Here is an 11,560-nt window from a genome sequence, read left to right as displayed (position 1 = left end):
CAACAACTTCAGATGACATCAAAAAAGTTTTAGACAATGGGTTAGATAAAATTGCGAAAATCAATCCAGTAGGTGCTAAAGAAGAAGCTAAGAAAGCTGTGGAAGAGGCATTAGCCAATAAAGAAAAAGAAATTGATGAAAGAACAGATTTAACTCCTGAAGAAAAAGTTAAGGCGAAAGCATTGGCAAGAGAAGAAGCAAAAGCAGCGAAGGATGCAATTGATAAAGCAATAGATATCGAAGCTATTGAAAAAGCTCTAAGACCATTCTTATATCAAATTGATCAAGATGCGTTAGTAGTTGATAGACCAACTTTCAACCTTGAAGCATACATCCAAGCATCAATTACAGGAGTTGTAAAAGTTGAACTTGGAAAAGCAATTACTCAAGCTGATATCATCGCTAAACTCAACTTACCAGAGAATGTTACAGTGATTAGCATAGACTTACCTGATACAACTACAGTAGGTACAAAGTTTGCTAAAGTAACGTTAAGATTAGTAGATGGAACAGAAGCAACAGTATTTGTCCCAGTTGAAGTTGTTGAAAACTCTAAAGAGGATAAACAACAAAATAATACTCAAGAAGATTCAAAACCAGAAGTAGTCCCTTCTAATAATTCAGAACAACCTGCTGTAACTCAAACTGAAGATGTAAAAGAAAATCCTTCAAATACATCTCAAGAAATAAAAGGTTCAAATCAAAAAGTATTACCAAATACTGGTACGGGTAACGAAATTTCAATCTTTGGTTCAGCAGCAATGACTGTGTTAGCAAGTCTAGGTCTTGTAGCTACATCAAAGAAAAAAGAAGAAGAGTAATATTAGAATAAAAATTCTATAACGATTCGATAAATCCTGTTGGTGAGAAATCACCGACAGGATTTTTTTATAAATATATTTGTATTGATCCTTTTCAAGAATTCCTGTTAGAAGTATAATGAATGGTACTAAAGGGGAGAAGTGTATGAATGAAGTAGATTTGTATCAAACATTTGTAGATGCGGAAAAATTTTATTATGACAAGTTTTGGTTAGGAATTATTGGAGTAGCTTTAACGTTATTCTTTTTATGGGTGATGGTTTTATATGCGAATAAAAAGCAAAAAATCATTAGTCTTATATTAGCGATGTGTTATATCATTCCAACGGGTATTTATTTAGGAGGAAATTTTTTACAGTATCATTCTACAATACAGTGGATGAGCCAACTAACGCCAGCTGTACGTGAGTATGTACGAAAGCCATTTTCAAAAGAACATTATTCTGTTTTTGAACAGGAAAGTTATCGTGGAAAAAATAATCCCAGTCAATATCCGGAACAATTGTATCAAAAGACTCAACTACAAGAAGAAGTTGTTTACCTAGGAAAAGATAGAAATTTTGTTTATGTTCAAATTGGGAATGACTCTTATAAAGTATCGAAAAATTTATTAGAAATACGGAATACAGTTTCTTCAGCTAGTAGAATGGCTATACAGTATGTTCTAAAAGATGATAGATTTATACAAGAAGGATTTGTAAATGAATCAGCTATTTTCTTAGAAAAAATTGTGATTCCAAAAGAATTAGAAAGTTTAGAAGTGGATGCTTCAATCGCTAATGCTTTAAAATCTAGTACTAAAAAGATGGGGACATGGACAATTTCATAATGTCTTTTATGTGGTGTAAATAAGCGTATAATAAAGTATTTACCAATAGTAATGAACTGCTTCTATTTTAAAAGTAAGAAGTAGAAGAGGAGTAAATTGAAATAATCTCTTGTGACAAAAGTTTGTGTTTCTTAGAATATACAGATTAGTAATTGTTTTAATAGAGAAGTTAAATGATATGTTATATAATAGAGTTAAGGTCAAGGAAACATCTTTGACCCTACCCCATCCTTAAAAGAGAGGGGGTGAAAAGTATGAGAAAATTTTTTGAATGGTTTGATAATATCGAGCCAAACAAAAAAGCGGAAATAGTAATAAAACTAATAATTCTAGCAACGGCAATTGCTAAAATAGTCTTAAAACTAGTCCGCTAGTATACTTTTTACTTAGGGGGAACTATTAAAGGTTTCCCCTTACTTTTAAGGTCATTATAACAGAAAAATGAAAAAATGTGAATAAATTGAATTTAAGAATAAATAAAAGAGATAGTATGGAATAAAGAGTTAAAAATTTCGGAATTTATTTAACAAAAGAGACGAGTAAAATCGTCTCTTTTCTATATAGTATTCAATTTTTCAAGTATCATTTGTCCAATTCGTTCGATATCTCTTTGACTTCCTCGTAATTCGAATTCGTCTAATACAGGGAAGTGAAATCTCTCAGAATATTGACGAGCGGTTAAACAAAATTGTTTGTTAAAGTTTCGATTTCCACTACCGACAATGCCAAAACATTTTTTGTAATTATCATGATAGGCAAGGAAATCTCCAAGAGGATTAGTTAGAATTTCAGTATCCCCGTTATCAACACCATTTCCACCTTCTAAATAAGTTGGAAGAAATGCAATGGTAGGATGCTCTAATTCAAAAAATTCTGTATGATCCCGAATGATATCTTTAACATTGATTAATTGGATTTGTAAAGAGGATTGTTGAAATTTAAAATACTCGATTAATTTTGTAACAAAACTATGAGTATTCCCTGTTAAGCTAATATATGCGATTGATAATGATTGAGTCATAAAATCCCTCCCTTTAATAATATCATAGCATAAATAAATGAAAAAACAATGGAGTTTCTTGAATCTTGAAATGTGAAAATGCGTAAGACCTTGCTTTTCAAATACTGTAAAATCAGCTATAATACTAAAGAAACGTTTGAAAATATAGAAGTGGAGTTAAAAACATGTAAAATCAGCTATAATACTCAAAAACGATTAAAAAAATATAGAAGTGGAGATAAATACATGTCAAATCAATTAGCAGCAGAAGTTTCTTCACGTAAGACTTTTGCCATTATTTCTCACCCGGATGCGGGGAAAACAACGATTACTGAACAATTATTATTATATGGTGGAGCGATTCGTCAAGCAGGTACGGTTAAAGGGAAAAAAACTGGTAAATTCGCAAAATCAGACTGGATGGAAATTGAAAAACAACGTGGGATTTCTGTAACAAGTTCTGTAATGCAAGTGGAATATGATGGGAATCATATTAATATCGTAGATACACCAGGACACGAGGACTTTTCTGAAGATACGTATCGTACATTAATGGCGGTAGACAGTGCGGTCATGGTTATTGACAGTGCGAAAGGGATTGAGCCACAAACGAAGAAATTATTCGAAGTTTGTAGTATGCGTGGGATTCCAATTTTTACATTTATTAATAAATTAGACCGTGATGGTCGTGAACCATTAGAGTTGATTGCCGAATTAGAAGAAGTATTAGGTATTGATGCTTATCCAATGAACTGGCCAATGGGGATGGGAAAAACATTTTTAGGACTATACGATATTTATAACAAACGTGTAGAATTAATGCATCCTGAAGAAAATGGGGATAATGACTTCTTACCATTAAATGAGGATGGAGAAGTTGAAGGGGATTATGCGTTCAAACAATCGACTTTATATGAACAAGCCATTGAAGATGCTCAATTATTATTAGAAGCAGGAAATGACTTTAGTGAAGAAGCGATTGCGAATGGAAAATTAACACCAGTATTCTTCGGTTCTGCCTTAACAGGTTTTGGTGTTCAAACATTTTTAGATGCCTTTGTTGATTTTGCACCAAGTCCTTCAGCTAAGAAAACAGAATCTGGAGAAAAAGTTGAACCATTAGAAGAACAATTTAGTGGATTTATTTTCAAAATTCAAGCAAATATGAATCCGGCTCACCGAGATCGTATTGCGTTTGTTCGAATTTGTTCGGGAGAATTTACACCGGGAATGGATATTACCGTCAATCGTTCTCAAAAGAAAATGAAATTATCTCATACAACGCAATTTATGGCAGATGCTCGTGAAACAGTAAAAGCAGCGGTTGCTGGGGATATTATCGGGTTATATGATACAGGGAATTTCCAAATTGGAGATACGATTTATAGTGGAAAACAAGCGATTCAATTTGAACCACTTCCACAATTTACACCGGAATTATTCAATAAAGTAGCTGCTAAAAATGTAATGAAACAAAAATCATTCCATAAAGGAATTGAGCAGTTAGTACAAGAAGGAGCTATCCAATTATATAAAACTTACCATACAGGAGAATATATTCTTGGAGCTGTTGGTCAATTACAATTTGAAGTATTCCAATATCGTTTAATGAATGAATATAATGCGGAAGTTGTAATGACTCCAATTGGTAGCAAAATTGCTCGTTGGATTGATGAAGCAGACTTAGATCCAAATATGTCTTCAAGTCGTAACTTATTATGTCGAGACAGATTTGATCAGCCAGTATTCTTATTTGAAAATCAATTTGCATTGAATTGGTTTAAAGACAAACACCCATCGATTGAATTAAAATCATTATTCTAATAAAACTACCGTAGAGGAAGAACGAGAATGTTTCTTTCTCTACGGTTTTCTTTCGTGTAAGGAATGTTTTAGGGAAATCTAACTGATTTTCAAGCGAAAATATGATACACTAATGCAGTAGGAGTTGGAGATTATGAAAAAGAAAGCAAATATTAAAACAAATGCCATTCGTATGGTAGAACGTCAAAAAGTTCAGTATCAAATTTTTGAATATGAATGGGATGAAGAACATTTAGATGCCGTTCATGTGAGTGAACAAATGGGGATTTCTGTGGATCAAGTATACAAAACAATTGTTTTACATGGCGATAAAACGGGGTATTTAGTAGCCTGTGTTGCAGCTGACCATGAATTGAATTTGAAAGCTTTAGCGAAAGCTTCTAAAAATAAAAAAGTAGAGCTAATCCCAGTAGCTCAATTAGAAAGTTTGACTGGATATATTCGAGGGGGATGTTCACCTGTCGGAATGAAGAAAAGTTTTCCAACTTATATTGACTTACGTGCTAAAGAACAAGAGACGATTCGAGTTTCTGCAGGTAAGAGAGGAATTCAAATGGAATTAAAACCACAAGATTTACAACGGCTAACGAGAGCGGAATGGTTTGATAATCTAGAAAATTAACCGAAGAAAGGATTTTATATGAGCGAAGTAAAAGAAGAAACAACAATGACTGAACTAAATGAAGTTTTAGAAGAAATCGTTGCACCACAAGAACAGGAAGTGGAACGTGTCGTATTTTGGGTAGACGAAACTCATGTCAAAATTAAAGAAGTCCATTATGAAATTGTTGAGGATTATCGTAAAGGATTTGAATTAGATGCCTTTAATGCACGTTACCAAGATATCTTTGATAAATATGAATATATTGTTGGTGACTGGGGACATGAAAAATTACGTCTAAAAGGATTTTATGAATCAAAAAATCGACTAGCTACTCCGGATAAGGATATTGCTTGTTTACAAGAGTATTTATACGAATTTTGTAATTTTGGATGTCGTTATTTTGTACTCCAGAGAGATCCAAATGTAAAACCAGTAGCGGTAGAAGAAGAAGGAATTCCAAAACGTCCAAAAAATAAACAACAAAAGAGAAACTCGAAGCGTTTTAACAATGAACGAATAGAAGAAAGAACATTTAAAGGAAATTCACAAAAAAATAATCGTTTTAATTCTAAAAAACGTAATTTTGATGTGAAAGAAGCACCCAAACAAGATTTTGGTTTGAAAGAAATGACGCATAAAGAAAGTTTACATCTAGAGAGTCAATCTTCACTACAACCAATGAAAAATAAACGTCAAAATCGTAATTTTTCAATGAAGGAAGTCGATCAAACAAAATTTCAAAAAAATGCACCAATGAAGCAAAAAAATAATCATCCTAATAAGAGATTTGATATTCGAGAAAAACCACAAAAAAGAGGGAATTAGCATGTATAAAGCATATTTTATTGATTTAGATGGAACAATGTACAAAGGAAAAGAACGTATTCCAACTGCAGAAGACTTTATTCGTCGCTTACAAAAAGCCAATATTCCATTTTTATTTGTAACGAATAATGCTACAAAAACACCACAACAAGTCGCTGATAATTTGAGAGAAAATTATGGAGTAGAAGTGACAAAAAATGAAGTGTATACAAGTGGAGTTGCTGCTATGGACTTTTTAGACAGTCATAACTTTGGCAAAAAAATAATGATTGTCGGAGAAGAAGCATTAAAAACTCAAGCAGTGGAACGAGGATATGAACTTGTAGGAGAAAATCCAGACGTTGTATTACAATCGCTAAATCGTGATACAACTTACGCTGAATTAGAAGCTGCTACTTTAGCGATTCGTGCAGGTGCAAAATTTGTTGTAACAAATATCGACTCTAATCTTCCAAGTGAAAAAGGATTTATTCCAGGATCTGGATCTATTACAGCATTTTTAAAAATGTCTACACAACAAGACCCAATTGTGATGGGAAAACCAAGTAGTATTATTATGGAATCCGCTTTGAACTATTTAAATCAACAATATCCAGAGCAACATTTTACTAAAGAAGATATTGCAATGGTGGGCGATAACTACCAAACAGATATTCAAGCTGGGATTCAGTATGGAATGGATACATTAATGGTGTTAACAGGATTTTCTACAAGAGAAGATTTAGAAGGAGTAGCACAACCTACTCATCTAGTGAATAATTTAAGTGAGTGGAAGGTATAACAATGTCTACAACCATTAAAAGATGGAGTTTTTCGATTGTAATAGCACTGTTCTTATTAAGTACAGCGATTACCTTTGTCATCTTTTTTGAACCATTATTTCGAGGAGTTATTCTGTTATTTGGCTTAGAACAGCATAGTGGAATTTCTACAGCAACATTAATGGAGAATTATCATGTCTTAATTTCTTATTTAACAAGACCATGGATTAAGGAATTAGTGATGCCAGATTTTCCGAGTTCTCCTCAAGGATTATTTCATTTTGAAGAAGTGAAACGATTATTCATGATTAATTTTGTCATTGCAGTGATTTCTACGATTGTTTCACTTGTTTTGATAAGAAGGTTAAAAAAAGAAAGAAAATTATTCCTATTACTCACTCCATTAAAAGGAATATTGTATGCAACACTGTTATTTGTCGTATGTTTAGTGAGTTTTTTTGATGTTATTTTTGTAAAATTCCACGAATTATTTTTCCATAATTCAGCATGGATATTTGATCCACGATTAGATCCCATTATAGAAGTATTGCCAGAAGAATTTTTTATGATTTGCTTTTTAATCGTATTTTTATGGCTTGTCTTTGGGATTATGGGGATACGGAGATGGATTCGAAAGCAAGAACAGATGTAAATATTTTAAGCACTTAGTTCAAAGAAGCTAAGTGCTTTTTGTATGGAATTTGACATAATAAATACAAGTTAACACTTGTTTGAAAGCGGTTAACGTTTTATAATAAAGTAAAAGAAAGAGGTATAATTATTGAATAATAGAATAAAAGGTAGGTGTGTACAAATGAAAATTTATTCAACTGGAATTTTGTCCATTTTGGCTACTGTTGTTGCGCTTCTGGCAAATACACAATTAAGACAGAATTTCGATATGGAATATCCTATTTTATTTATAAGTGGGCAAGTATTATGTTGGAGTTGTTTTTTAGTTCTTACAATATATATTTTTAAGAACTGGGGTAATGATTCTTCCAATTCTAAATGGAATTTATTTCGTTCAGTTATCATATGTATATGTATCTACTGTATTGCCTATACTAAATTAGATTATGCTTTTCTAATCATTCTCATTCTGGGAATAACTCATATCTATTTTATTCGAAAAAAATTTGATAAATATAGAACCTGAAAAATCCAAAATAACTAAGTAGCAATGTGTTACTTAGTTATTTTTTATGGATTTTATTTGTTAAATACACTTTTGTCATACTAAAAAAAATTAAAACATGGTATGATAACGAGGAGAGAATAATGACCGAGGGAGAAAGTATGAAAATATCAGTAGTGATTCCTTTTTATAATGAGGAAAGAATGATTGAAAAAATGTACAGTGAATTAGTTCATGTACTAAATCAACAAACAACAGAAGAATTTGAAATTATTTTAATTGATGATGGAAGTAAAGATAAAACTTTTGAAAAAATATTAGAAATTGCCAAAAATGATGAGAGAGTTCGTTACTTGAGTTTTAGTCGTAATTTTGGGAAAGAAGCTGGAACAATTGCTGGATTACAATATGCAACGGGTGAAGCCGTTATTTTAATGGATGGAGATTTACAACATCCACCTGCACTTGTTCCTCAAATGATTGAAGCTTACCGTGAAGGCTATGATGTCGTCAGCGGTCGTAGGACAAGAACAGGTGAAAGCCAATTTCGTACCTTTCTAGCGAATCGTTTTTATAAATTAGCGAACCGACTAATGGATACACGTTTAACAGATGGAATTTCTGAGTTTCGTTTATTTAGTCGAAAAGCTGTACGAGCGATTTTATCATTGAATGAATATAACCGTTTTTCAAAAGGACTTTTCTCATGGATTGGTTTCAAGGAGAAAGTAATTGAATATGAAAATCATGTACGTGAAATTGGAGAAACGAAATATTCCTTGAAATTTTCATGGAATTATGCGATTCAAGGGATTTTATCGTTTAATGATAAACCATTACGTGCGTGTATTAATTTAGGATTAGGTTGTTTATTAATATCTGTGCTATATATCGTGTGGATGTTTATTAAATATCTCATTGATCCAAGTTCCTTAGTGAGTGGCTATTTTACAACGATTTTCGCAGTTGTCTTACTAGGGGGAATTCAGTTAATTTCAATTGGAGTATTAGGAGAATATATCGGGAAAATTTATTATGAAGTGAAAAAACGTCCTCACTATTTAGTGGATAAAACGAATTTTGAGGAGGAGAAAGATGAGTAAAAAGAAAGTTGTTTACTTAGCAAGCTTCTTCCTGCCAATTGGCATTATGCTTGTTTCGTGGATCATTAATGGATTTTTCCCATTTGGTGCAAAATCACTAATGGCAGTAGATTTTAATGCGCAATATATTGGTTTATATGCTTATTTGAAACATTTCTTCTTAAATGGGGATTGGAATAGCTTTTTCTATTCCTTTTCAAAATCCATTGGCGGAGGAATGCTTGGAATTTGGGGATTTAATTTAATTAGTCCATTTAATCTATTGTATTTCTTCTTTTCAGAACAAAATTTTCAATGGGCAGTGATGTTAACTATTGGTCTTCGTTACGGAGTGATGGGACTTACTTGGACACATTTCTTTGTGAAGAGATATAATGGGTTAGAAAAAAATCCAGCATTTCTTCCTATATTTGGAAGTTTGTATGCTCTGAATGGTTTTAATGTCAGTTATCAAATGAATCCAATCTTTTATGATGGCATGATTATGTTGCCACTTGTATTAATGGGTGTAGAAGAAGTGTTGGATAGAACAGGTGCTAAACGGTATGTTCTATTGTTAGCTTTAGCGTTATTACTGCATTTTTACATGGGATATATGATTTGTATTTTTGTAGTCATCTATGCCTTATTTTACTTATTTAAATCAAAAGATAGAACGTTGAAACAAGGATTTCTTCAATTACTTCAACTAGGATTTTATTCGATTTTAGCTGTTGGATTAGTGGCATTTATTCTTGTTCCGATTTTGATGAGTTTAGTTTCAACTAAGGGTGGACTTGAAAGTAAGTTATTATTTGAATGGAAATTACAAATTGATCCTCTAGATATTTTTTCTAAATTATTTTTAGGAGCATTTGATAATTCTTCTTGGCCAGCAGGTCCAAATTTACCAAATATTTATGTGGGCTCACTAGGAATAATGGGGACGATTTATTATTTTATCAGTCCTACTATTCAACGCAGAGAGAAAGTAGCTTCACTTTTTGTTCTAGCTATTTTTATCCTATCTTGTGTCCATGAATTTACGAGTAAATTATGGCATATGGGACAAAATCCAGCAGGATTCTTCTATCGATTCTCTTGGATTATGGCGTTTTTCTTAGTCTATTTAGCATATTTAGCCTTAAGAGAAGTCGATCAATTACATTGGAAACCGTCTATCGTTATTGCAGGAGGGACATTAGTACTGTTTGCTATCGTAATGAGTAGACAATATTCCTTCCTAATTGTTCCACAAAAAATTGCGACAGTAGCATTAATATTTGTAATGTTATCGATTTTAGTATGGCCTCAAATTAATAAAAGATGGGCATTTTTAGCAACAGTCACAGCGATTGAATTAATGATGAATGCAACGATTGTCCAATCGAGAGTAGGATATACGGATGCATATAAATATCAAGATGCAGTCAAACAATTACAAACAGCAGTAGCACCTATTCGACCAAATGATAAGGAATTTTATCGTATTCAAGGAAGCTTCCATTTAAGTAAAAATGATCCCTTTATGGCAGACTATCCAGGAATGTCCGTATTTAGTTCTAATCTTGAAAATGCCACAAGAGATTTATTTGAACAATTAGGCAATACCGGCATTAATGCGACCACTTATTACTATGGAACACCATTAAGTGATGCCATTTTTAGTTTGAAATATTGGATGACACCCAAGCCCGTCTACACGAAAGATTATCCAGATACAAGTAAAATGTATGTATTTGGAAACTATGCAACTCGTTTAGATTTAACAGAAAACACGCCAGTTGTTTATGAAGAAGAGCGTACAGAAGTATTTCAAATTCCACAAACCCTTCCAATAGCATTCGGAGTGAATGAAAAATTAGCTTCATTAGAATTAAGAATGAATCAACCGATTCAAACATACAATAAAATTACAATGGCTCAACTAGGAGAACAAGAGAAATACTTGGAAATGTTAGCAGCAAATGATATTACGACAGATAATTTTCAAGTAACCGATCGAACAGAAACATATCGTAGAATTGATTCAAGTAAACCAGCTAGTATCACCTATCATTTAATGCCACAAACAGATGAAGAATATTGGGTTACGTTACCAACCCGTTTTTCAAGAACGGATACAAATCTTATTCGAATTTTTCTGAATGGAGAAGAATATCATTTCCTAAATAATTATCAAGCGACTCAATTCGTCAATATTGCTTCGCAATCAATGGATAAGCCAATTGAATTTAAAATCGAAGTGAATACAGACGAAGATTATTCCTTTAGTGGCGTTCGATTGGTTAAATCTAATCGCTCTGTTTCCAATCGTTTTATTCAGGAACGTCAAATTCAAGCATTGCAACTGACTCATTGGGATAATTCTCATATTCAAGGTAGCGTTACAATTACAGATGACAGTAGTGTCATGTTCACTTCAATTCCATACGATAAAGGTTGGATTGTAAAAGTCGATGGAAAAGTCGTTGAAACAAGAAAAATTTGGAATAGTTTACTAGGTTTTGCGATTGCGAATGGAGAACACACAATTGAATTAAGTTTCATTCCAGAAGGATGGTTTGTAGGAGTTGTGATTTCTATCGTATCATTTATTGTATTACTTGGTTTGATTTACAAGAAGTGGATATAGTTTTTTAGAAAAAGACTTTAATATATGTAGCAATGGACGCC

General features: G+C 32.5%; 10 protein-coding genes. 9 read left to right on the top strand and 1 reads right to left on the bottom strand.

Annotated features, from left to right (window positions below; all coding sequences use genetic code 11):
• On the top strand, window positions 1-821 hold an 821-nt coding region (locus RWL86_RS05870; RefSeq protein WP_314077856.1), incomplete at its 5' end, for a DUF1542 domain-containing protein.
• A 145-nt stretch (window positions 822-966) separates the two neighbouring features.
• Window positions 967-1,650 carry a hypothetical protein gene (locus RWL86_RS05865; RefSeq protein ID WP_314077852.1) on the top strand — a complete coding sequence of 228 codons (684 nt, stop codon included), beginning with the start codon at window positions 967-969 and terminating at the stop codon, window positions 1,648-1,650.
• 556 nt (window positions 1,651-2,206) lie between these two features.
• Here RWL86_RS05865 and nrdI read toward each other — a convergent pair.
• On the bottom strand, window positions 2,207-2,671 hold the full coding sequence (nrdI, locus tag RWL86_RS05860) for a class Ib ribonucleoside-diphosphate reductase assembly flavoprotein NrdI (protein ID WP_314077850.1): 465 nt from the start codon (window positions 2,669-2,671) through the stop codon (window positions 2,207-2,209).
• Window positions 2,672-2,896: 225 nt separating this feature from the next.
• Between nrdI and RWL86_RS05855 the strand changes: the two genes are divergently transcribed.
• The 7 genes from RWL86_RS05855 (at window position 2,897) to RWL86_RS05825 (ending at window position 11,519) form a co-directional block, all read left to right on the top strand.
• Window positions 2,897-4,474 (top strand): peptide chain release factor 3, encoded by a 1,578-nt coding sequence (locus RWL86_RS05855; protein WP_314077848.1) that lies wholly within the window; start codon window positions 2,897-2,899, stop codon window positions 4,472-4,474.
• A 133-nt stretch (window positions 4,475-4,607) separates the two neighbouring features.
• A complete protein-coding gene (gene ybaK / locus RWL86_RS05850) occupies window positions 4,608-5,096 on the top strand; it encodes a Cys-tRNA(Pro) deacylase (protein WP_314077845.1) in 489 nt (162 codons plus the stop codon).
• A gap of 18 nt (window positions 5,097-5,114) precedes the next feature.
• Window positions 5,115-5,903, top strand: a complete 789-nt coding sequence (locus RWL86_RS05845; RefSeq protein ID WP_314077843.1) for a YutD family protein — start codon at window positions 5,115-5,117, stop codon at window positions 5,901-5,903.
• Window position 5,904: 1 nt separating this feature from the next.
• Window positions 5,905-6,684 (top strand): TIGR01457 family HAD-type hydrolase, encoded by a 780-nt coding sequence (locus RWL86_RS05840; RefSeq protein ID WP_314077841.1) that lies wholly within the window; start codon window positions 5,905-5,907, stop codon window positions 6,682-6,684.
• A 2-nt stretch (window positions 6,685-6,686) separates the two neighbouring features.
• Window positions 6,687-7,316 (top strand): TIGR01906 family membrane protein, encoded by a 630-nt coding sequence (locus tag RWL86_RS05835; RefSeq protein WP_314077840.1) that lies wholly within the window; start codon window positions 6,687-6,689, stop codon window positions 7,314-7,316.
• A 647-nt stretch (window positions 7,317-7,963) separates the two neighbouring features.
• Entirely contained in the window at window positions 7,964-8,905 is a 942-nt protein-coding gene (gene pgfS, locus RWL86_RS05830; protein WP_314077837.1) for a glycosyltransferase PgfS, read from the top strand.
• Window positions 8,898-11,519 carry a YfhO family protein gene (locus RWL86_RS05825; RefSeq protein ID WP_314077836.1) on the top strand — a complete coding sequence of 874 codons (2,622 nt, stop codon included), beginning with the start codon at window positions 8,898-8,900 and terminating at the stop codon, window positions 11,517-11,519. The genes pgfS and RWL86_RS05825 overlap by 8 nt, the downstream gene beginning before the upstream one ends.
• Window positions 11,520-11,560 lie beyond the last annotated feature (41 nt).

Source organism: uncultured Granulicatella sp., assembly GCF_963515095.1.
In the GTDB taxonomy this organism is placed as follows: Bacteria; Bacillota; Bacilli; order Lactobacillales; family Aerococcaceae; genus Granulicatella.
This window is presented reverse-complemented; position numbering and strand designations above follow the sequence as displayed.

What these genes read in the sequence shown, in the direction of transcription:
- RWL86_RS05865 (WP_314077852.1), top strand. Translation starts at nt 967, where the DNA reads ATGAATGAAGTAGATTTGTATCAAACATTTGTAGATGCGGAAAAATTT.
- nrdI (WP_314077850.1), bottom strand. Translation starts at nt 2,671, where the DNA reads ATGACTCAATCATTATCAATCGCATATATTAGCTTAACAGGGAATACT.
- RWL86_RS05855 (WP_314077848.1), top strand. Translation starts at nt 2,897, where the DNA reads ATGTCAAATCAATTAGCAGCAGAAGTTTCTTCACGTAAGACTTTTGCC.
- ybaK (WP_314077845.1), top strand. Translation starts at nt 4,608, where the DNA reads ATGAAAAAGAAAGCAAATATTAAAACAAATGCCATTCGTATGGTAGAA.
- RWL86_RS05845 (WP_314077843.1), top strand. Translation starts at nt 5,115, where the DNA reads ATGAGCGAAGTAAAAGAAGAAACAACAATGACTGAACTAAATGAAGTT.
- RWL86_RS05840 (WP_314077841.1), top strand. Translation starts at nt 5,905, where the DNA reads ATGTATAAAGCATATTTTATTGATTTAGATGGAACAATGTACAAAGGA.
- RWL86_RS05835 (WP_314077840.1), top strand. Translation starts at nt 6,687, where the DNA reads ATGTCTACAACCATTAAAAGATGGAGTTTTTCGATTGTAATAGCACTG.
- pgfS (WP_314077837.1), top strand. Translation starts at nt 7,964, where the DNA reads ATGAAAATATCAGTAGTGATTCCTTTTTATAATGAGGAAAGAATGATT.
- RWL86_RS05825 (WP_314077836.1), top strand. Translation starts at nt 8,898, where the DNA reads ATGAGTAAAAAGAAAGTTGTTTACTTAGCAAGCTTCTTCCTGCCAATT.